Source organism: Curtobacterium sp. SL109, from assembly GCF_026672405.1.
In the GTDB taxonomy this organism is placed as follows: Bacteria; Actinomycetota; Actinomycetes; order Actinomycetales; family Microbacteriaceae; genus Curtobacterium.
In genome coordinates this window covers 346,890-367,496 of record NZ_JAPPRB010000002.1, presented here as the reverse complement: position 1 = coordinate 367,496, position 20,607 = coordinate 346,890, and the positions used below count along the sequence as shown (strand labels likewise).

Annotated in this window: 23 protein-coding genes and 1 pseudogene; 18 read left to right on the top strand and 6 right to left on the bottom strand. The window is 72.3% G+C overall.

The features are described from left to right. The first annotated feature begins 145 nt into the window (after positions 1-145). From OVA28_RS03095 to OVA28_RS03085, 3 genes are all read left to right on the top strand, one after another. Positions 146-913, top strand: a complete 768-nt coding sequence (locus OVA28_RS03095; RefSeq protein WP_268095706.1) for an SDR family NAD(P)-dependent oxidoreductase — start codon at positions 146-148, stop codon at positions 911-913. Between the two features lie 70 nt (positions 914-983). Beyond that, positions 984-1,448 (top strand): prevent-host-death protein, encoded by a 465-nt coding sequence (locus OVA28_RS03090; RefSeq protein WP_268095705.1) that lies wholly within the window; start codon positions 984-986, stop codon positions 1,446-1,448. A 24-nt stretch (positions 1,449-1,472) separates the two neighbouring features. Then, positions 1,473-1,796 carry a hypothetical protein gene (locus tag OVA28_RS03085; RefSeq protein WP_268095704.1) on the top strand — a complete coding sequence of 108 codons (324 nt, stop codon included), beginning with the start codon at positions 1,473-1,475 and terminating at the stop codon, positions 1,794-1,796. 3 nt (positions 1,797-1,799) lie between these two features. Here the strand turns inward: OVA28_RS03085 and OVA28_RS03080 are convergent, their stop codons facing one another. Further along, on the bottom strand, positions 1,800-2,315 hold the full coding sequence (locus tag OVA28_RS03080; protein WP_268095703.1) for a DUF1697 domain-containing protein: 516 nt from the start codon (positions 2,313-2,315) through the stop codon (positions 1,800-1,802). A gap of 90 nt (positions 2,316-2,405) precedes the next feature. Between OVA28_RS03080 and OVA28_RS03075 the strand changes: the two genes are divergently transcribed. Together OVA28_RS03075 and OVA28_RS03070 are read left to right on the top strand one after the other, a co-directional pair. Then, positions 2,406-2,981: a winged helix-turn-helix domain-containing protein gene (locus OVA28_RS03075; RefSeq protein WP_268095702.1), complete on the top strand. Its 576-nt coding sequence runs from the start codon at positions 2,406-2,408 to the stop codon at positions 2,979-2,981. After that, positions 2,978-4,297 (top strand): MFS transporter, encoded by a 1,320-nt coding sequence (locus OVA28_RS03070; protein WP_268095701.1) that lies wholly within the window; start codon positions 2,978-2,980, stop codon positions 4,295-4,297. The genes OVA28_RS03075 and OVA28_RS03070 overlap by 4 nt, the downstream gene beginning before the upstream one ends. Before the next feature lie 25 nt (positions 4,298-4,322). Here the strand turns inward: OVA28_RS03070 and OVA28_RS03065 are convergent, their stop codons facing one another. Then, positions 4,323-4,586, bottom strand: a complete 264-nt coding sequence (locus OVA28_RS03065; protein ID WP_268095700.1) for a hypothetical protein — start codon at positions 4,584-4,586, stop codon at positions 4,323-4,325. A 112-nt stretch (positions 4,587-4,698) separates the two neighbouring features. Between OVA28_RS03065 and OVA28_RS03060 the strand changes: the two genes are divergently transcribed. Continuing rightward, positions 4,699-5,151 (top strand): hypothetical protein, encoded by a 453-nt coding sequence (locus OVA28_RS03060; protein ID WP_268095699.1) that lies wholly within the window; start codon positions 4,699-4,701, stop codon positions 5,149-5,151. A 146-nt stretch (positions 5,152-5,297) separates the two neighbouring features. Here OVA28_RS03060 and OVA28_RS03055 read toward each other — a convergent pair whose 3' ends face one another. Continuing rightward, positions 5,298-6,767, bottom strand: coding sequence for an NCS2 family permease (locus tag OVA28_RS03055; protein WP_194659412.1), 1,470 nt, complete (start codon positions 6,765-6,767; stop codon positions 5,298-5,300). A 67-nt stretch (positions 6,768-6,834) separates the two neighbouring features. Here OVA28_RS03055 and folE point away from each other — a divergent pair. The 5 genes and pseudogenes from folE to OVA28_RS03030 form a co-directional block, all read left to right on the top strand. After that, positions 6,835-7,401 (top strand): annotated as a pseudogene (gene folE, locus OVA28_RS03050) (GTP cyclohydrolase I); the annotation flags it as partial. 122 nt (positions 7,402-7,523) lie between these two features. Further along, a complete protein-coding gene (gene folP, locus OVA28_RS03045; RefSeq protein WP_268095698.1) occupies positions 7,524-8,459 on the top strand; it encodes a dihydropteroate synthase in 936 nt (311 codons plus the stop codon). Beyond that, positions 8,456-9,250, top strand: a complete 795-nt coding sequence (locus OVA28_RS03040; protein ID WP_268095697.1) for a pyrimidine reductase family protein — start codon at positions 8,456-8,458, stop codon at positions 9,248-9,250. The genes folP and OVA28_RS03040 overlap by 4 nt, the downstream gene beginning before the upstream one ends. A gap of 48 nt (positions 9,251-9,298) precedes the next feature. After that, entirely contained in the window at positions 9,299-9,952 is a 654-nt protein-coding gene (locus OVA28_RS03035; RefSeq protein ID WP_268095696.1) for an HAD-IA family hydrolase, read from the top strand. A 136-nt stretch (positions 9,953-10,088) separates the two neighbouring features. Further along, a complete protein-coding gene (locus tag OVA28_RS03030) occupies positions 10,089-10,649 on the top strand; it encodes a type 1 glutamine amidotransferase domain-containing protein (protein ID WP_268095695.1) in 561 nt (186 codons plus the stop codon). Here the strand turns inward: OVA28_RS03030 and OVA28_RS03025 are convergent. Next, positions 10,646-11,215: a molybdenum cofactor biosysynthesis protein gene (locus tag OVA28_RS03025; RefSeq protein ID WP_268095694.1), complete on the bottom strand. Its 570-nt coding sequence runs from the start codon at positions 11,213-11,215 to the stop codon at positions 10,646-10,648. The two genes, OVA28_RS03030 and OVA28_RS03025, sit on opposite strands and share 4 nt — an antisense overlap. 116 nt (positions 11,216-11,331) lie before the next feature. Here OVA28_RS03025 and OVA28_RS03020 point away from each other — a divergent pair, with 116 nt between their 5' ends. The 5 genes from OVA28_RS03020 (at position 11,332) to OVA28_RS03000 (ending at position 16,912) form a co-directional block, all read left to right on the top strand. Then, positions 11,332-12,882, top strand: coding sequence for an AlkA N-terminal domain-containing protein (locus OVA28_RS03020; protein WP_268095693.1), 1,551 nt, complete (start codon positions 11,332-11,334; stop codon positions 12,880-12,882). Then, on the top strand, positions 12,879-13,397 hold the full coding sequence (locus OVA28_RS03015; protein ID WP_194659406.1) for a methylated-DNA--[protein]-cysteine S-methyltransferase: 519 nt from the start codon (positions 12,879-12,881) through the stop codon (positions 13,395-13,397). The genes OVA28_RS03020 and OVA28_RS03015 overlap by 4 nt, the downstream gene beginning before the upstream one ends. 159 nt (positions 13,398-13,556) lie before the next feature. Beyond that, entirely contained in the window at positions 13,557-14,366 is an 810-nt protein-coding gene (locus OVA28_RS03010) for an alpha/beta fold hydrolase (RefSeq protein WP_268095692.1), read from the top strand. 49 nt (positions 14,367-14,415) lie between these two features. Continuing rightward, on the top strand, positions 14,416-15,288 hold the full coding sequence (locus tag OVA28_RS03005) for a hypothetical protein (RefSeq protein WP_268095691.1): 873 nt from the start codon (positions 14,416-14,418) through the stop codon (positions 15,286-15,288). A gap of 148 nt (positions 15,289-15,436) precedes the next feature. Next, positions 15,437-16,912: an APC family permease gene (locus OVA28_RS03000; protein WP_268095690.1), complete on the top strand. Its 1,476-nt coding sequence runs from the start codon at positions 15,437-15,439 to the stop codon at positions 16,910-16,912. A 148-nt stretch (positions 16,913-17,060) separates the two neighbouring features. On the opposite strand, the gene OVA28_RS02995 is transcribed toward OVA28_RS03000, so the two are convergent. After that, positions 17,061-17,867 carry a LysE/ArgO family amino acid transporter gene (locus OVA28_RS02995; RefSeq protein ID WP_268095689.1) on the bottom strand — a complete coding sequence of 269 codons (807 nt, stop codon included), beginning with the start codon at positions 17,865-17,867 and terminating at the stop codon, positions 17,061-17,063. Positions 17,868-17,935: 68 nt separating this feature from the next. Between OVA28_RS02995 and OVA28_RS02990 the strand changes: the two genes are divergently transcribed. Further along, positions 17,936-18,883 (top strand): LysR family transcriptional regulator ArgP, encoded by a 948-nt coding sequence (locus OVA28_RS02990; RefSeq protein ID WP_268095688.1) that lies wholly within the window; start codon positions 17,936-17,938, stop codon positions 18,881-18,883. On the opposite strand, the gene OVA28_RS02985 is transcribed toward OVA28_RS02990, so the two are convergent. Beyond that, positions 18,865-19,410 (bottom strand): TetR/AcrR family transcriptional regulator, encoded by a 546-nt coding sequence (locus OVA28_RS02985; protein WP_268095687.1) that lies wholly within the window; start codon positions 19,408-19,410, stop codon positions 18,865-18,867. The two genes, OVA28_RS02990 and OVA28_RS02985, sit on opposite strands and share 19 nt — an antisense overlap. A 135-nt stretch (positions 19,411-19,545) precedes the next feature. Here OVA28_RS02985 and OVA28_RS02980 point away from each other — a divergent pair, with 135 nt between their 5' ends. Then, positions 19,546-20,583 (top strand): aldo/keto reductase, encoded by a 1,038-nt coding sequence (locus OVA28_RS02980; RefSeq protein WP_268095686.1) that lies wholly within the window; start codon positions 19,546-19,548, stop codon positions 20,581-20,583. Positions 20,584-20,607: the final 24 nt, after the last annotated feature.

Here is a 20,607-nt window from a genome sequence, read left to right as displayed (position 1 = left end):
TCGGTCCAGCATGGAGGCCCGGCGCGGCCCCGGCGGCACACTCGCCTGGCCACGTGTCCAGGCCGATGCGGGCACGGTGGTCTGCTGTGCCCCTCGGGCCGATGGCGTCCCTCCCGGGCACGGACGTGCAACGAGAGGATCCACCATGGGAAAGCGGTTCGAGGGCAAGGTCGCGATCGTGACGGGAGCCGGCTCCGGCATCGGTGCGGCCACGGCGAGGGCGTTCGTCGACGAGGGGGCCTCCGTCGTCCTCGTGGACAGCGTCGAGGAGAAGGTCCGAGCCGTCGGCGACGACCTGCCGACCGACCGCGTCGTCGTCCTGCGCGCGGACGTCGCCTCGCCCGAGGACTGGGAGACCGTCGTCGCCGCGGCGATCGACCGCTGGGACAGGGTCGACGTCCTCGTGAACAACGCGGGCACCTTCACCTCCGGCGACGTCACCGACATCTCCACCGACGAGTGGCACCGGGTCATCGAGACCGACCTGTCGAGCGTGTTCTACGGCACCCGGGCGGCGCTGCCGTTCCTCCGCGAGACGAAGGGGTCGGTCGTGAACACCTCGTCCGTGTCGGGCCAGGGCGCTGACTGGCGCATGAGCCCGTACAACGCGGCGAAGGGCGGGGTGTCGAACTTCACGAAGGCCGCCGCGCTCGACAACGGCCACGCCGGCGTCCGGGTGAACGCAGTCGCGCCGGGCCTGATCTGGACGGACATGACCCAGGAGCAGGCCGAGGACGAGGCCCTCAAGCAGGAGTTCGCCGAGCGCATCGCCCTCGGCCGCGGTGGTCGTGCGGAGGAGGTCGCAGCGGCCGTGCTCTTCCTGGCCAGTGACGAGGCGTCGTTCATCACGGGGGCGATCCTGCCCGTGGACGGCGGCACCATGGCGAGCAACGGGCAGCCCGCGCAGTCCTGACCTGGGCAGTGTGAGGTCTCACACGGCCTTTCCCCTTGTGTTCAGAACACGTTCTGAATACGGTGGTGTCATGACGCTCCTCGCTCCCGTTCGCCGCCGGCGCTCCGTGCAGTCGTCCGACCTGTCACGCCACGCGAAGGACGTCTTCGCTGCCGCTGAGCAGGAACCACTCGAGGTCACCCGACGCGACGGTGCGCCGCTCGTCCTGACGACGAAGGAACGGTCCGACGACGACGAGGCCGTCCTCGACATCGCTGCACAGCTCATCGCCGCGGTCACCGTCAACGAGTCGCTGCCGCTGCACGACCGCCTGGCGATCCCCTACCCCTGGTTGAAGCTGCTGAGCCGTGCTGACCAGCAGCGGTTCGCCACGGAGATCGTCGAGGTGGCCCGCGGTTCGTTCTCCCTCCGGCAGCCCCGGAAGCTGCTGCTGGAGATGCAAGCCTGGCGCAACTCGGCAGAGGCCATCGCCGCCGGGTGGGACACCTCGGAGCCGGCCCTGCTCGACCCGCCGGTCGTGGCCGAGAAGCCGTGACTGATGGCCGCGCGCCGATCTGGCGTGGCGCGGCCAGTCCGCACCACGGAGTACACCATCGTCCTCGTCACACGTGCTGCCGAGCACGGGTGGCGTGACGTCCTCGCGACGCAGCGCAACGCCCTGGCCGGCGCGTGGGAGCGGCTCACGACGGATCCGCTGACCGAGGACCTCGCCTGCCATGCACTCCGCGGAGAACTGGGCGTCGTCGTGCACTCGGGGCGTGAGTGGGTCCGACGGCAGCACGAGCTCAAGCGGGGCGCACGCATCTGGTTCACCGTGGACGAAGAAGCTCGGGTCGTGCAGGTGATCGCGGTGCACACGCATCACCCGAACCAGACGAAGTGACGCTCAGAGGAGCTTGCGCAGTGTGTTCGTGTTGCGGGTCGTCGTCGTGCGCTTGAAGCGGGTGGCGCCGGCCCGCTTCGCGAAGACCGTGTCCGTGCTCGACCCCTTCGGACACGACCAGTAGACGACACCGTCGCCGCGTGCGACCCGTTCGACCGTGTCGTCGAGCACGAGGTCGGCGAGCAGGTCGTCCAGCGCAGCGTCGTCCGATCCGAAGAGCACGTAGTCGTGCCGGTCGGCCGACGACTCGAAGGGGAACGCGCTGACGAGCGCGGCGAGGGCATCGTGTGGGACGAGCACGATCCAGGCGTCGTACCCGAAGCGGTCGCGGAGCGCCTGCTCGGCGTCGACCTTGAGCTCGGCCTCGTGCATCTCGGACGAGAACACGACGTTGCCCGACGCCAGCACCGTGCGGACGTCGGTGTGCCCACGTTCCTCGAACAGCGTCCGGAGGTCGGCCGATCGGATCGTGATGCCGTTCACGTTCACGCCGCGCAGCAGCGCGATCCACCGGGTCATGTCGCGACCGTACCGCGGGTACGACCCGGCTGCGCCGACAACTGCACAACATCTCTTGCGCAACACCTCTTGTGGTTCTACCGTGGGCAGATGGACGACGACGGACGGATCGACGACCCGGCGCACATGCGGGCCCTGGCGCACCCCACACGCCTGCGCATCCTCGGGCTGCTGCGCACCGACGGCCCGAAGACCGCCGCGATGCTCGGTGAGCTGATCGACGAAGCACCCGGGACCATCAGCTACCACTGCGGTCGACTCGCGACGGCTGGCCTGATCGAGCCGGCGACGGACCTCGGCGTGGACCGCCGCGAGCGGTGGTGGCGCTCCGTGCACCGGTCCTCGTCGTGGTCGCTGGAGGACGCGCTCGACGACCCCGAGCGCACCCTCGCGGTCAGCGCCCTGGACCGAGCCGTCGCGCGGACGTACGCCGCGAACTACGAGGCCTACGTCGACCAGGCGGCGACCTTCGGGCGGGAGTGGGTCGCGGCGGGCAGCAGTTCGGACCGGGTGATGCGGCTGACCGTGCCGGAACTCGAACAGCTGAGCGCCGACCTGTGGCAGGTGCTGGAGCGGTACCGCGAGATCGGGGCCGAGCACGTCGAGGGTGACGGCTCCGAGCAGGTCGCCGTGCTCGTCCAGGCGTACCGACGGCCTCGCGCATGACGCCGCGCGGGCGGCTGCGGGCCCTCCTCGCCGTCCAGGTCGTCTCGCGCGTCGGCAACGTCGTCACGACCGTCAGCGTCCCGTTCGCCGTGCTCGCCCGCGGAGGCTCGGCGACCGACGTCGGCATCGCGGCGTTCATGGCGACGGTCCCGATCGTCCTCGGCGGTCCCTTCGGCGGCGCGCTGATCGAACGGGTGGGGTTCGTGCGGTCGAGCATCGGCTCGGACGTGGTCAGCGGGTTGACCCTGCTCGCGATGCCGGTGCTCGCATGGACCGTCGGGCTGCCGTTCTGGGCGTTGCTCGCGCTGGTCTTCGTCAGTGGGCTGTTCGACCTGCCGGGGGAGTCCGCCCGACGGGTGCTGCTGCCGGGGTTCGCGACCGAGGCCGGCGTGCCGCTCGAGCGAGCGGTGGGGCACTTCGAGGCCTCGGCCCGGTTGTCCGTGCTCGTCGGTGCACCCGTCGGCGGGGTGCTCGTCGCGCTGCTCGGCCCGTTGCCGGCGCTCGCCTGCACGGCACTCGCGTTCGGCGGGGCGGCGGTCCTGACCGCGCTGTTCGTGCGGCAGGCGTCGGTCGTCCCAGCGGCCGGGGGTGATGACGGAACCGTCCCGTCCGCCGGGTACTGGCGCGACATCGCCGAGGGCTTCCGGTTCTGCGTCCGCGATCCGTTCTTCCGACTCGTCATCGCGCTCGTCCTCGTCACGAACCTGCTCGATGCCGCGCGGTCGACGACGCTCCTGCCGCTCTACGCCGACGAACGTCTCGGCGGGGCGCAGGCACTGGGCTTCGTGACGGGCACCTTCGGCGGGGCGGCGTTCCTCGGTTCCGTGGCGTTCGGGTACGTCGCCCATCGCGTCCCGCGGCGGATCACCTTCGTGCTGTGTTTCGTGCTGGCCGGCGGACCGTCGTTGGCCGTGCCGGCGCTCGGGCTCGGGCTGCCGTGGATGCTGGCGGCGTCGGCGGTGTCCGGGCTGGCGGCCGGGTCGCTGAACCCGATCCTCGGGGCGGTCGAGCTCGAGCGGATCCCCGTGCACATGCGGGCCAGGGTGTTCGGGTTGCTCGGGGCGGGCTCGTGGGCCGGCATCCCGCTCGGAGGACTGCTCGCCGGGTTCGCTGCCGAGGGCATCGGCGTCTCGGCGACCTTCGGCGTGGTGGTGGCCGTCTACACGGTCGTGACGCTCGCGCCGCTCACGGGCGGGGCCTGGCGGCTGATGGAGCGACCGGGGCAACCGGAGCGCCCAGAGCGACCCGAGCGACCGGAGCGCCCAGAGCAGCCCACCAGTGCCGTGACGTCCACCGAGTCGACGTCGGCGCGCTGAGGTCCGTCGGCGCGTCGGGTCGGCGTCACGACCACGTCCGCGCGACCGTCCAACCGCCACCGTCGGGCACGATGTCGACCACCAGGGTCTCGCCGTCCTCGGCGGTGACCTGGAAGCGCCACCCCGCAGTCCGCTCGGGCGCGTGGGTGATGGCGGTGGGCAGGTCGGACGGGGTCACGGTGAGTCGTGTCGGCACGTCGGACACGCGCCAGCGGCGTCCCTGCCACACGATGCGCACCGGCATCCCCTGGGTCCACCAGACCGTGGTGGTTGCGTCGACGACGATCATCGGGTCCTCCTCATTCGAACGTGTGTTCGAATGGTAGGCGTCGGTCGAGGCTCCTGCAACCGCCGTCGGATCCCGGGAGCGGTTCCGGGACTGCTCGTGTAGACGGGGTCACATGACGAACGACGGACAGGGACCGGACGCCGCCCACCAGGTGCCAGAGGGGGTGTCCGAGGAGACCGTCGAGGCACTCGGGACGCTCTCCGCGGCGGTCGAGGTGCTCGAGCACGCTCGCGGCTACCTCTACGGGTTCCACCGCCTGACGGGCAAGGCGGACCTCGGCTTCGGGGACGCCGTCGAGCAGCTCCGGAAGGCCGGTCACACCGAGCTCGCGGACCGGATCGACGCGGAGCTGATCGGGCGGAACGTCATCGAGGGCCGGTGGACGTTCCAGATCGTCGAGGACTACGACGACGGGTACTACGCGCTCGCCAAGGACCTGGAGCGCACGGCGCGGGACGACCTCGCCGGGGGCCGCCGCCACCTGCTCGAGGCGGGCATGAAGGAGGACCGGCGCACGCGCGCCCGGCGCCACCACGAGGCGACGCCGGCCGACCTGCCGGAGTAGCCCCGAGCCTCCCGGCCGGACGCCCGGCGCCGGACAGAGCTTGCAAGACACCGGTGTTCGTGTTCCGCGCCGCGATCATCCGCGGTTCGTCCGACGAACACCGGTGTTTTGCGGTCCGGGACCCCCGCAGCCGCCACCGCCCGGCGTCAGCCGACGCCGAGCACCGACTCCAGCGGCCCGCGCGCGAAGTACAGCAGGAAGCCCGCGGCGACGACGTAGAGCAGCCAGGAGACCTCGCGGCCGCGGCCGGACAGTGCCTTGATGAGCACCCAGCTGATGAAGCCGACGCCGATGCCGTTCGCGATCGAGTAGGTCAGCGGCATCACGACGATCGTCAGGAACGCCGGCAGCGCCGACCCGAAGTCGGTCCAGTCGATGTCCTTGACCTGCGCGACCATGAGCGCACCGACGACGACGAGCCCGGCGGCGGCGACCTCGAGCGGGACGACCTGGGTCAGCGGCGTCAGGAACATCGACGCCAGGAACAGCAGGCCGGTGACGACGGAGGCCATGCCCGTGCGGGCACCCTCGCCGATGCCCGCAGCGGAGTCGATGAAGACGGTGTTCGACGAGACCGAGGCGCCACCACCGGCGATCGCACCGGCACCCTCGACGACGAGCGCCGAGCGGAGGCGGGGGAAGGTGCCGTCGGGCTTCGCGACCCCGGCGGCCTTCGCCAGCCCGGTCATCGTGCCCATCGCGTCGAAGAAGTTGGTGAAGACCAGCGTGAAGACGAGCATCGACGCGGCGAGCGGGCCGATGCGGCTGAAGGCGCCGAAGTCGAAGTGCCCGACGAGCGACAGGTCGGGCAGGGCGAACAGTGCGCTCGGCAGGCCGGGGGCGTTGAGGTTCCAGCCGGTCTTGGAGTCGACCGAGGTCGGCACGTGGAAGACCGCCTGCAGGATGATCGCGATGATGGTCGTCGCGATGATGCCGATGAGCAGGGCGCCCTTGACCTTGCGCGCCATGAGCGTGCCGATGATGACCAGGCCGATGAGGAACACGATCGTGGGGAGGGCCCCGACGGAGCCGTCCTCGCCGAGCTGCAGCGGCGGCGACGCCAGGCCCGAGGAGCGCACGAAGCCGGAGTCGACCAGGCCGATGAAGGCGATGAAAAGGCCGATGCCGACCGTGATCGCGGCCTTGAGCTGCGCCGGCACCGCCGTGAAGATCATCGTCCGGATGCCCGTCAACGCCAGGATGACGATGATCACGCCGTTGATGACGACGAGCCCCATCGCCTCGGCCCAGGTGACCTGGTGCACGACGCTGACGGCGAGGAACGAGTTGATCCCGAGGCCCGCGGCGATGCCGAACGGCAGGTTCGCGATCATGCCCATCGCGATGGTCATGATGCCGGCGACGAGGCCGGTGGCCGCGGCGACCTGGGCGTTCTCGAGCCAGCCGCCGGTGACGTCCTTCGCGGCCTGGTCGGCGCTGAAGCCACCCAGGATGAGCGGGTTGAGGATGACGATGTACGCCATCGTGACGAAGGAGACGAGGCCACCGCGGACCTCGCGGGGGATGGTCGATCCACGCTTCGTGACGGAGAAGAAGCGGTCGAGGCCGGACGCGACGCGGTTCCGGGGCGGTTCGGTGGTCTTCGTGGCGCTCACTGACGAAGTTTAAAGGAACCTGGCAGCGTCGGGGGACTGGTGTTTGATGGGGTCCGTGAACCACCGCATGGACCGTGCACGGATCGAGGCCGCCGTGCGCGAGCTCCTCGCCGGCATCGGGGAGGACCCCGACCGTCCCGGGCTCGCACGGACACCGCAGCGGGTGGCAGACGCCTACGCCGAGTTCTTCGCCGGCCTGGGGGAGGACGCCGCCGCGATCGCCCGCGACGGCACCGTCCCGGCCGAGGCCGACGAGCGCGGCCAGCTCGTGGTCGTGCGCGACATCCGGTTCCGGTCCGTCTGCGAGCACCACATGCTGCCGTTCCTCGGCGTCGCGCACCTGGCCTACGCCCCGGGCGAGCGCCTGATCGGCCTCGGCACGCTGGCCCGGGTCGTCGACGCCCTCGCGTCCCGCCCGCAGCTGCAGGAGCGTCTCGGCGAGCAGGTCGTGCGGGCGGTGCAGGACGGGCTCGAGGCCCAGGGCGTCCTCGTCGTGCTCGACGCCCAGCACCAGTGCGTGACGACCCGCGGCGAGCGGCAGACCGGCTCGACGACGGTGACGGTCGCGGCGAGCGGCTCCCTGGCCGAGGCCACCGGGCGGGCCGAGGCGATCGCCCTGATCGGAGCCGGGATCGGAGCCGGAGCCGGGAGCGGATTCGGAGCCGGGAGCGGATTCGGAGCCGGCACCGGCGCCGACCACGACCACGGCGCCGACCACGACGCCCAGGCCGCCGCACGCCAGCCCGAGGCGGACGCATGACGCCAGACCGACGCGCCACGAGCCTCCAGGCCGGCTCGTCACCCGGCTGGGTCGTGCCCGACCTCCGCGACCCGGTCCGCACCATCGGCCGTCGCACCATCGACTTCGACCACCGCATCGCCGTGATGGCGATCGTCAACCGCACCCCCGACTCCTTCCACGACAAGGGCGCCACGTTCGCGCTCGACCGCGCGGTCGAGGCCGCCGTCCTCGCCGCCGAGCAGGGCGCTGACTGGGTCGACATCGGCGGCGTGAAGTTCGCGCCGGGGCCGGAGCTGCCGGCCTCGGACGAGATCGACCGCGTCGTGCCCGTCGTCGAGCAGCTCGCCCAGCAGTCCGACGTGGTCATCAGCGTCGACACCTTCCGCCCCGAGGTCGCGGCCGCCGCGATCGCTGCCGGCGCGAGCGTCGTCAACGACACCACCGGACTGTCCGACCCGCGGATGGCCGACGTGGTCGCCGACTCCGACGCCACGATCGTCATCACGCACTCCACGGCCCCGCCCCGCCAGCAGCTCCCGACACCGCCCGTCTACGACGACGTCACCGGATCCGTCGTCGGCTTCCTGCGCGAACGCGTCGACCGGGCGCTCGCCGCCGGCGTCCCCGACGCGCGGATCATCGTCGACCCCGGCCACGACCTCAACAAGAACACCGTGCACACGCTCGAGCTCACCCGCCGTCTGCCCGAGGTCGTCGCGCTCGGCTACCCCGTGCTCGCGGCCGTCTCGAACAAGGACTTCGTCGGGGAGTCCCTCGGTCGGCCCCGCGGCGCACGGTTGTCGGGGTCCCTGGCCGTGGCGACGGTCAGCGCGATGCTCGGCGCGCGCATCGTGCGGATGCACGACGTCGTCGAGTCCGTCGACGCCATGCGGATGGTCGAGGCCACCCTCGGCTGGCGCGCACCCCTGGAATCGAGGCACAACACGTGAACCTGCTGCCCCCGTCCGTCGCGGACCTGTCCGACGACGACCTGGTCGCCCTGTACAGCGCGGCGCCGGCTCCGGCTGTGGCTGGTCCGGGTGTCGGCCTGGAGGCCCGGACCGGCTCCGACACGTCGGCCGCCGGCTGGATCCGGGTCAACTTCGTCAGCACGCTGGACGGTGCCGCGTCGGCCGCGGGGGTCACCGGATCGCTCGGCGGGCCGGACGACCTGCGGGTGTTCGACCTGCTCCGCCGCATCGCGGACGTGGTGCTCGTCGCCGCCGGCACCGTCCGGGACGAGGGCTACGGGCCCATGCGCCTGCACGACGCCGACGTCGCCTGGCGCCGCGAGCACGGCCTGCCGGACCACCCCGTGTTCGCGATCGTCACCGGGTCGCTCTCGCTCGACCCGGCGTCGTCCGTCTTCACCGACGCACCCGTGCGTCCGCTGGTGCTGACCTCCGACGCTGCCGATCCCGCTGCGCGGGAGGCCCTGTCCGCCGTGGCCGACGTCGTGTCCTGCGGGACGGACTCGGTCGACGTCCGGCTCGTGCGGGACGCCCTGGTGTCTCGCGGTCTCGGGCGCATCCACTGCGAGGGCGGGCCGTCGTTCCTGGGGTCCCTCGTCGCGGCGGACCTCGTCGACGAGCTGTGCCTGTCGGTGGACCCGTCGCTCGAGGGCGGCGAGGGACCCCGCATCGTGCGCGGGTCCTCGCCGGAGCTGCGGCGGATGCGGCTGGCGCACGTGCTGCGCGGCGAGGGCGACCTGCTGCTGACGCGGTACGTCCGCTCGCGGTGAGGTGCGCCGCCCGTTCTCGGTGGTGGGCTGGCCGGTAGGGTCGGGCACGTGATCGACATCGTGGCGTCCGGGGTCCTCTTCGACATGGACGGGACGCTCGTGGACTCCACCTCGGTCGTCGAGGGAGCGTGGGGCCGCTTCGGCGCAGCGCACGACCTCGCACCGTCGACGATCCTGGCGTTCTCGCACGGGCGCCAGACGATCGACACCGTCGCGCACTTCCTGCCCGACCTCGACCCCGCGGAGCAGCGCCGGCTGGCGGACGAGCTCGTCGCCGACGAGGTCGAGAACACCCACGGCATCGTCGAGGTCCCCGGAGCAGCGGCGTTCCTGCAGCGCCTGGTCGACGCCGGCGTCCCCGTGGCGCTGGTGACGAGTGCGCCGCGTGACCTCGCCCTCAACCGGATGCGTGCCGCCGGCGTCACCGTGCCGGACGTGGTCGTCACCTCCGAGGACATCGCGAACGGCAAGCCGCACCCCGACGGGTACCTCCGCGGTGCCGAGCTCCTCGGCCTGGCGGCGACGGACTGCCTGGCGTTCGAGGACGCCCCTGCGGGTGTCGAGTCCGCGATCGCCTCCGGAGCCACGACGGTCGTCGTCGGGACGCTCGAAGCCGACGTCACGGTCGGGATCCCGCGCGTCCACGGCTTCGACGGCGTGGAGGTCATGCCCGAGGGCACCGCGTTCCGCATCCGCGGCTGACAGCGGTCCCGCCGCGGGACGACCGAGCCGCGCACCGACGGCGGTGTGCACGAAGCGCAGGACTGTGTCGGTGCCCAGCGTCGCCGAGCACGCTGGATCCCGCGGCCGGAGACCCCGGTCCGTGGAAGGAGCAGTCATGGCAACCCTCGACGGCAAGAAGATCCTCGTCATCGCGACGAACTACGGCGTGGAGCAGGACGAGATCGTCGTCCCGGTCGACCAGCTCCGGGCGCGCGGAGCCTCGGTGACCGTCGCGGCCCAGGAGACCGACACCATCCAGACGCTGGTCGGTGACAAGGACCCGGGCACGACGCTCGACCCCGACACCACGCTCGCGACCGTCTCGGCGGGCGACTTCGACGCCCTCGTCATCCCCGGCGGCACCATCAACGCCGACAACCTGCGGCTCGACAAGTCCGCCGTGCGCCTGGCGACGAGCTTCGCCGAGGCCGGCAAGCCGGTCGCCGCGATCTGCCACGGTCCGTGGACCCTGGTCGAGGCCGGTGTCCTGCAGGGCCGGACGATCACGTCCTACCCGTCGCTGCAGACCGACGTCCGCAACGCCGGAGCCGAGTGGGTCGACCAGGAGGTCCAGGTGGACGACACCAACGGCACCCTGATCACGTCGCGCACGCCGGACGACCTGCCGGCGTTCGTCGACGCGATCGAGGCGTCGCTCACCGGTCCCTCCGCCTAGCGCGCCGGAGGGACCGGCACGGGGCGGGCCGTGCGGAGCACCGCGGGACCGAGGCTGAGCACGCCGTCGGACTCCGGGTCGCACCGCACCCCGCCCCGTCCCCGCATGGCCCGGAAGGCACCCGGGGCGATCTCGTGGTCCATCCAGGCGCAGGGGTTCGCCAGGCGGTACCCGCGGAACAGCACGGGGCCGTGGCCGGCGTCGAGCGAGAAGGGCTCCCCACGGAGCGCCTCGACGTCGACGCCGCGCAGGTACACGTTGCGCCGGGTGCGCGTCGGGTCGAGGTCGACACCGAGTGCACGGCCGACGTCCTCGAGCGCTTCGAGGCCGATCACGGTGACCGAGGCGTGCACGTGCGCCCGCGCGGCGAAGTACCGGTCGCTGACGATCCCCAGGCCCGCGCGCAGCTCGACCCGGTCGCGCAGTTCGTCCTCGTCCGCGGGCAGTGCCCCGTCGGCGGGCCGTCCCTCGTAGCGGTGCCGCCGGGACGCCTGGAGCATCGCGACCTCGACCTGCGTGACGTGCCCCAGCACGGCGGGGGTGACCGCGTCGGGACCGGGAGCCATGCGCACGACGCTAGCCGAGCCTCCCGTCCGCAGCGCACGCGGGGACCCGCCGGCCTCCCACCACGCCGTCCGATTCCCGCCAGTTGCGTGACGGTGGCCCGTGTCAGGCTGACGGCATGGCCACCCCCGACCCCGACGCGCTGCACGCCGAGCGCCACCGCATCGCCGCCTCGCGCGACGCCCGGTTCGACGGCCAGTTCGTCACCGCCGTGCACTCGACGGGCATCTACTGCCGGCCGAGCTGCCCCGCGCGCACCCCGCGCTCGACGGGCGTCACCTTCTACCGGACGAGCGCGGCGGCGCACCTCGCGGGCTTCCGCGCGTGCAAGCGCTGCCTGCCCGAGGCGACGCCCGGCAGCCCCGAGTGGGACCTGCGCGAGGACGTCGCCGGCCGCGCGATGCGCCTGGTCCTCGACGGCGTCGTCGAACGCGAGGGCGTGCCCGGCCTCGCCGCCCGCGTCGGCTACTCGGAACGACAGCTCGGCCGCATCCTGACGGAGGAGCTCGGTGCCGGCCCGAAGGCCCTCAGCCGCGCGCACCGCGCACAGACCGCGCGCACGCTGCTGACCTCGTCCGACCTGCCGATCGCCGACGTCGCGTTCGCCGCCGGCTTCACGAGCGTCCGCCAGTTCAACGACACCGTGCGCGAGGTCTTCGCCCTCACCCCGACGGAACTCCGCGCCCGGCGCCGCGCGCTCCCCGCCCCCGACGGCGGCCTGCACGTGCACCTGCCGGCGCGGGCACCGTTCGACGCGCAGGGCCTGCTCGACTGGCACGCGCTGCACGCGCTCGCCGGACTGGAGCGGGTGGTCACCTCCGATGCCGGTGTCGTCACCGCCTACGAACGGATCGTCGACCTACCGGGAGGCCCTGGCTGGTTCCGCGCGTCGGCCGCCCTCCCCGACGCAGCCGGCCCCAGGGCCGGCATCGACCTGACCGTGCGGGTCACGGACCTCGGCGACCTGCCGACGCTCGTCGCGCGGGTCCGGGCGCTGTTCGACCTGGACGCCGACCCGATCGCGGTGGACACCGTCCTCGGCGCGGTGCCCGCGTTGGCCCCTGCCGTCGCCCGTGTCCCAGGACTCCGGTTGCCGGGGGCGGTGGACGCGCACGAGATCGTGTTCCGCACCCTGATCGGCCAGCAGGTGTCCGTCGCGGCCGCGCGCACGGCGCAGACCCGGCTGGTCGCGGCACTGGGAGCTCCGGTGCCCACGGCGATCACCCCGGACGGACTCCTCTTCCCGACCGCCGCCGTTGTCGCAGCGTCGGGACACGAGGTCCTCCGTGGGCCGGCCGCCCGCGTGGACACGATCATCCGGGTCGCGGCCGCGCTCGCCGACGGGTCGCTCGTCGTGCACGGTGGACAGTCGCTCGACGAACTCCGCGGCGGGCTCCTCGCCGTCAAGGGCATCGGGCCGTGGACGGCGGACTACGTCGCGCTCCGCGTCCGGCACCACCCCGACGTGTTCCTCCACAGCGACCTCGCCGTGCGGAACGGTGCACAGGAACTCGGGCTGCCCGGTGGGGCGCGTGAGCTCTCCCTATGGTCGGAGCAGGTGGCGCCCTGGCGGAGCTACCTCACGATGCACTGCTGGCGGCCGATCGTCGACCGCGCCACGGTGGCCGCTCGTGTCGCCCACACGAACTCCCGAAAGGACACCCCATGACCGACGCCGTGATCTCCACACTCCACACCCCAGACGGGTCCTTCACCGTGCTCGAAGACGTGCAGGGGCGCGTGCTCGCCTCGGGCTGGACGGACTCCTTCGACCGCATCCTGGCCCGCATCCCCGCGCAGCACCGGCCCGCGCACGTGTCCACGGGCACGGTGTCCTCAGCCGAGGCCGTCGACGCCTTCTACGCCGGGGACATCGACCCGGCGATGCACGTCCCGGTCCGCCAGGTCGGCACCGAGCTCTCGACCGAGGGCTGGCGGCAGCTCCGCCTGATCCCCGCGGGGTCGACGCTGACCTACACCGAGCTCGCCGCGGCGATGGGCCGACCGGACGCCGTGCGGGCGGCAGCGAGCGTCTGCGCCCGGAACGCCCCCGCGCTGTTCGTGCCGTGCCACCGGGTCCTCCGGTCCGACGGCTCGCTCGGCGGCTTCGCGTGGGGGCTCGACGTCAAGCGCTCCCTGCTCGAACGGGAGGCCGTGGGCACCACCGCGCTCGTCCAGCACTGAGCCCGCGGTACCACCCGCGTCGAGGGGCCGAGCGGTGCGTCTGCCCCTGGAAGCGGGGGGAGACGTACCGTTTGCGAACTGTCACACTCGGACCACCGACATCCGCACGGCCCAGTCGAGGGCCCGACGCAGCCTCGTCGACACACCTCGAAGGACCCCATGCACGCTCCCGTCGACCGAACGGTCACCTCCGCCGACGGCACACCCATCGCGGTGACCGAGGCAGGCAGCGGCCCCGCCGTCGTCGTGGCGGCCGGAGCCTTCGACCACCGCGGCACCCCGTACATCCAGGCCGTCTCCCGCGTCCTCGCAGAGCGGCACCGGGTCATCACGTACGACCGTCGTGGCCGGGGCGCGAGCGGCGACACCGACCCGTGGACGATCGAGCGCGAGTCCGACGACCTCCGTGCCGTCGTCGAGAGCGTCGACGGACCGGTCACCGGCCTCGGCGTCTGCGTCGGCGTGGGCGTGGTGCTGCACGGCATCGCGGCCGGCGTCCCCCTCGACGGCGCCCTGCTGTGGGAACCGCCGTACCGCGCGAGCGTCGACCCGCACGCCGAGGACGTCGTCTTCGCGGACACGCTCGACGAACACGTCGCGGCCGGTCGCCGTGGTGCCGCCGTGCGGGCGTTCCTGGCCCAGGTACTCGGCATCCCGATGGGGCAGATCGCCGGCGTCCGCCTGAAGCCGGCGCTCTGGCGGGCCCTGCTCGCCGACGCGCACGTGCTCCCGCGGGACGTCCGCATGCTGAACGGCCTCGCGATCCCCGAGCGGGTGCTCTCCTCGGTCGGTGTCCCGGTACTCGTCGCCTCGGGCACCGAGTCCCCGGACTGGATGGGCCCCGCTGCCCGTGCCGCGGCCGAGGCGATCCCGGGGTCCGACCACACCGTCGTCCCCGGGCAGGGCCACGTCCCCGACGCCGAGGCCCTCGCCGCCCTGCTCGACCGCGTCCGGACGGCGCAGCACTGACCCCGCGGCGGACGCCCACCGCGGCCCACGGTGCTGCGAGGATGGACCTGTGAGCGCACCCCGACTCGGACTCCTCCTGGACGTCGACGGCCCCATCGCCAGTCCCGTCTCCCGCACCATCGCGATCCCCAGCATCATCGACGACCTCATCGCGCTCGCCGCCGAGGGGATCCCGGTCGTGTTCAACACCGGTCGGAGCGACGCCTTCATCCGCGAACAGGTCGTCGGCCCCCTGCTCGCCGGCGGCCTCGCCCCCGGCGGCCGCGTGCACGCCGTGTGCGAGAAGGGTGCCGTCTGGTGCTCGATCGGCCCGCAGTACGAGGACGGCATGGGCGACGTCACGGTCGCCGAGGACCTGGCGCTCCCGCGTGACTACGCCGACGAGATGCGCGAGCTGGTCCGCGACGAGTACGCCGACCTGGTGTTCTTCGACGAGACCAAGCGCGCGATGGTGTCGATCGAGCAGCGCGTCGAGGTCCCGAACGACACCTACCTGGCGCGACAGCCCGAGTTCGACGCGAAGGCGATGGCGGCGCTCGTGCGGCGCGGCCTCGGCGTGCGCCGACTCGACGACGTCCGCCCCGACGCCTCGGGCGCCGTGCAGTGGCGGATCGACCCGACGATCATCTCCACCGACGTCGAGTCCGACCGCAGCGGCAAGGACATGGGCGCCGAGCGCTCCCTCGAGCTCCTGGCCGAGGACGGCGAGCTCCCGCTGACGTGGCGCACGATGGGCGACTCCCGCAGCGACTACGCGATGGCCGACTGGCTGCACGCGAACGGCCACGACGTGGCCCACGTCGACGTCCGCCCGTCCGACGGGGTCCCGGCGACGCCGTACCCGGTCCTCACCGCTCCCGACGGCGTCATCCACGACGACGCCGGAGCCCGCTTCCTGACGGACTGGCGCCGGTCCGTCTGAGCCGGGCCGGGCCTCCCGTCCGGGTACAGACGGCCACCGGCCGGACCGCGGCCACGCACGATCCCGTCCGTGTCACCTGTTTGCGCCCCGAGTTGGTACACCACTACGCTTCCCGGGTCCCACGCCAGCCGATGACGGGAACGACCCCATGGCATCCTTGCTCCGTACGAAGTCGATCGAGGCCTCGCTGGCCGACGCCGACGAACAGGGCCGCTCGCTCAAGCGCTCCCTGAAGACCTTCGACATCGCCGCGATGGGCATCGCCGTGGCGGTGGGTGCCGGCATCTTCTCGGTCGGTGCGAACGCCGCCGCGAACTTCGCCGGCCCCGGCGTCATCGTGTCGTTCCTGCTCGCCGCCGTCACGTGCGGCCTGGCGATCATGTGCTACGCCGAGTTCGCCTCGACGATCCCCGTCGCCGGATCGGCGTACACGTTCACGTACGCCACGATGGGCGAGCTGCTCGCGTGGATCGTGGGCTGGGACCTCATCCTCGAGACCCTGACGGCCAGCGCCGTGATCGCGAAGTACTGGGGCATCTACCTCAGCACCGCGTTCGACGTGTTCGGCATCACGCTCCCGAGCACCATCGCGATCGGCCCGGTCGCCTTCACCTGGGGCCCGGTGCTCATCGTCGGCGTCTTCACCGCGCTGCTCGCGTTCGGCACCCGCCTGTCCAGCCGCGTGTCCGCCGTGATCACCGTCATCAAGGTCGCGATCGTCCTCTTCGTCATCGTGGTCGGCGCCTTCTTCGTCAAGGCCGCGAACTTCACGCCCTTCATCCCCGCCGCCGAGCCCGCGAAGGGTGCCGAGGGCAGCGTCTGGACCCAGTCGCTCGTGTCGTTCGCCACCGGGTCCGAGCCCGCGCAGTACGGCGTCTTCGGGCTGCTCGCCGCCGCGTCGCTGGTGTTCTTCGCGTTCATCGGCTTCGACGTCGTCGCCACCAGCGCCGAGGAGACCGAGAACCCGCAGAAGACCCTGCCCCGCGGCATCTTCATCGGCCTCGGCATCGTGACGCTGCTGTACGTCGGCGTGAGCATCGTCATCACGGGCATGGTGTCGTACAAGCAGCTCGCACAAGAGGAGGCCCCGTCCCTGGCCTCGGCCTTCGACATCGTCGGACTGCCCTGGGCCGCCGGCATCATCGCCATCGGGTCGCTCATCGGCCTGACCACCGTCGTGATGGTGCTGCTCCTCGGCCTGTCCCGCATCGTCTTCTCGATGAGCCGCGACGGGCTGCTGCCCCGCTGGTTCTCGGTCACGAACCCGAAGACGCAGACGCCCGTCCGGGTGCAGCTCATCGCCGGCATCGTGGTGGCAGTGCTCGCGGGGTTCACGCCGGTCGAGAAGCTCGAGGGCCTGATCAACATCGGCACGCTCTCGGCCTTCGTGCTCGTGTCGATCGGCATCATCGTGCTCCGGAAGTCGCGCCCGGACGCACCGCGGTCCTTCCGGGTGCCGTGGTCGCCCGTGATCCCGATCCTGTCCGCCGTGCTCTGCTTCTGGCTCATGCTCAACCTCGAGGTCGAGACCTGGCTGCGCTTCATCGTCTGGCTCGTCATCGGCTTCGCGATCTACTTCGGGTACAGCCGCAGCCACAGCCGGGTGGGTCGCCGGGAGCAGTAGGGGCCGGCGGGCATCGCAACACACCGGTGTTCGTCGTTCGAACCGCGATCTCCCGCGGCGCGAACGGCAGACACCGGTGTTTTGCACCCCCGGCATCCCACCGCCGCGGCCCGGCACGGCACGGCACGGCCCGGCGCGGCGCGCGCCGTCAGGCGCCGACGACCAGCAGCACGCCGAACACGAGCATGACGACGGCCACGCACCCGTCGAACACCCGCCAGGTCAGGGGCCGCGCGAACAGCGGTCGGAGCAGCCGTCCGCCGAACCCCAGTGCGCCGAACCACAGGCAGCTCGCGGCCACCGCGCCGGCCGTCCACCACCAGCGGTCGTCGACGCCCTGCTGGTTCGCCACGGACCCGAGGAACACCAGCGTGTCCAGGTAGACGTGCGGGTTCGCCCACGTGAAGACGAGCATGGTCAGCACCGCGGTGCGCATGACAGGGGCGGCGGGGATGGCCTGCTCGGTCCGGTCGGTCCGGCCGGTCCGGTCGGTCCGGTCGGTCCGGTCGGTCCGGCCGGTCCGGCCTGGAGGCTCGGCCTGACCCCGCCCCGCCGGCTGCGGCGTCGACGTGCTCACGACGGTCGTCGCCGCCCTGTCCGCTCCCACCCCCACCACGGCGGCCCCGTCGTCCTCGGCCGCGACCCGGATCGCATCGCCCGACGGGCGGAGCGCCCGCCGCGCCGCCAGCACCCCGTACGTCAGCAGGAACGCGGCCCCGACGTACCGGATCACGACGAGCGCCGCGGGGAACCGCTCCACCACGGCCCCGACGCCGAGCACCCCGGCCAGGATGAGCAGCGCGTCCGACACCGCGCACACCAGCACCGCTGCCGCCACCACCCGGACGCGCGCGGTGACGGCCAACCGGAGCAGGTACGTGTTCTGCACGCCGATCGCGACGATGAGGGCGAGTCCGGTGCCGAGGCCGGAGAGCGCGGGGAGGAGGACGGTCACAGGCCGACCGTAGGAGATCCCGCGCGTTCAGGACAGCTCACGTTCCTGTGGCACCGTAAGCTCTGCTCATGCTCCGCTTCCAGCGCGAACACCTCGAGACGCTCCTGACGGCCGTCGACCTCGGGACGTTCGACGCCGCGGCTCGCGCGCTGTCGATCACCCCGTCGGCGGTCTCGCAGCGGGTCAAGGCGATGGAGCAGCTCGTCGGACGAGTGCTGCTGCAGCGGACGACGCCGATCGTGCCGACGCCCGACGGTGCCGTCGTGCTGCGGCACGCCCGGCAGGTCCGCCTGCTCGACGAGGAGACGGCACGCGACCTCGGCGGAGCGGCGACGGACGACGGTGACCGCGTCCCGTCGATCCCGCTCGCGGTGAACGCCGACTCGCTCGGCACGTGGTTCCTCGACGCCCTGGCGATCGTCCGTCGTGACACCGAGGTGGTCTTCGACCTGCACCGCGAGGACCAGGACCGCACGGCCGAGCTCCTGCGCTCCGGCACGGTGATGGCCGCGGTCACGGCGGAGTCCGACCCCGTGCAGGGCTGCTCGTCGGTGGCGCTCGGCATCGACCGCTACCGGGCGGTGGCCTCGCCCGCGTTCGTCGACCGGTACCTCGACGGCGCCGACTCCGAGCGGCGGATGCTGCAGCGCCTCGACCGGGTGCCGCTCGTGGACTACGACCACGACGACGACCTGCAGCAGGGCTTCCTGCGCCGGGTCGTCGGGCACGCTCCCCGGGGTCCTCGACACTTCGTCCCGACGTCGGCGGACTTCGCCCGCGCGGTGACGCTCGGCTTCGGGTGGGGGCTCCTGCCGGAGGCCCAGTGCCTGGACGCCCTGGAGCGGGGCGCCCTCGTTGAGCTCACGCCCGGGCGTCGGGCCGACGTCGCGCTGTGGTGGCAGCGGTGGAACCTGGCGTCCCCGCTGCTCGAGCGGGTGACCGACGCGGTGCGGGCGACCGCGGCCGAGCGGCTGCACCCGCCGGTGTCCGGCGGACGTCAGGCGGTGGCGCGGTAGCGCAGGCCGTCCACGAGCAGGGCGACCATGCGCTGGCTCTGCTCCGGGCTGGGCGAGCCGTGGCACAGGTCCCCGACGGCGCGGAGGAGCTGCGGGGCGTCGACGTCGGCGCTGATGGTGCCGGCGGCGGCAGCGGCGTCGAGCAGCCGCGTCAGGGCGTCACCCAGTCGGCCGATGAAGTAGGCGGGCAGCGCCTCGAACGCCGGGTCGCCGGAGTGCAGTGCGGCGGCGAGGCCCCGCTTCGTCGCGACGAACTCGGTGAACCGCTGGAGCCACAGCGCGAGGGCCTCGTCGGGTGCATGGGCAGCGGCCAGGTCGTCGGCCGCATCGGCACAGGCCTCGACCGCGTTCCGGAAGACCGCCACCACCAGGTCGGAGCGCTGCGGGAAGTGTCGGTAGAGCGTGCCGACACCGACACCGGCGCGATCGGCGATCACCTTCGCGGGGGCATCGACACCGTCGCTGGCGAACACGGCCTTCGCGGCGTCGGTCAGGGCGTCGAGGTTGCGGCGGGCGTCGGCGCGCATGGGGCTCCTGGTCGACGGGTCGGACAACGGGGTCTTGCGCAAACGGAACAGCATTCCGTATAGTTCCGGAAGGACGTTCCAGTTCGGCTCACGATACGGCACGGCGACTCGGGGCGCCATCGACAGGAGGAACCCATGCAGTACCGCACCCTCGGCACGACCGGTGTCCAGGTCAGTCCCTTCGCCCTCGGAGCCATGATGCTCGGCACCGACGGCCGCATCGGCAACGGCGACGAACAGGACTCGATCCGCATCGTGCACCGCGCGCTCGACGCCGGCATCAACCTCATCGACACCGCCGACCGCTACTCACAGGGCGGGTCGGAGGAGCTCCTCGGCAAGGCACTCAAGGGCCGGCGCGACGACGTCGTCCTCGCCACGAAGTTCAACGGGGCGATGGGCGACGACCCGAACCGGCAGGGCAACTCACGCAGGTGGATCATGCGTGCCGTCGAGGACTCCCTGCGCCGACTCCAGACGGACCACATCGACCTGTACCAGGCACACCGACCGGACGACACGGTCGACCTCGAGGAGACGCTGTCCGCCCTCACCGACCTGGTCCGGAGCGGCAAGGTGCGGATGATCGGCACGTCGGACTTCCCCGCGTCGATGCAGGTCGAGGCACAGTGGACGTCGGAACGCCGGGGCCTGGAGCGCTTCCGCACGGAGCAGCCGACCTACTCGATCCTCAACCGCGGCATCGAGCGCGAGGTCCTGCCGGTCGCTCAGCGCCACGGCATGGGCACGCTCGTGTGGAGCCCGCTCGCCGGTGGGATGTTGACCGGGCGGTTCCGGAAGGGCCAGGACAGCGACCTGGCGCGCGTCGGCATGTTCCGCCACAACCAGGACGAGCGGCGCATCGACGCCGTCGAGCAGATCGTGGCGCTGTCCGAGGAGACCGGCATCCGGATGACCCACCTGGCCCTGGCGTTCGCGATCGCCCACCCGGGCGTCACGAGCGCACTGATCGGCCCGCGGTCGATGGAGCAGCTCGACGACCTGCTCGCCGGTGCCGACGTCGTGCTCTCCGACGAGGTGCTCGACCGCATCGACGCCATCGTCCCGCCGGGCACCGATGTCGGGCGGCTCGACCAGCAGTACGAGCCGCCGGTGATCAGGCTTGCAGAGCTCCGTCGTCGTCCTGTCGCGGACCGGCCCGCTGCCGTCTGATCCCGGCCGGAGCCGACGGAACCG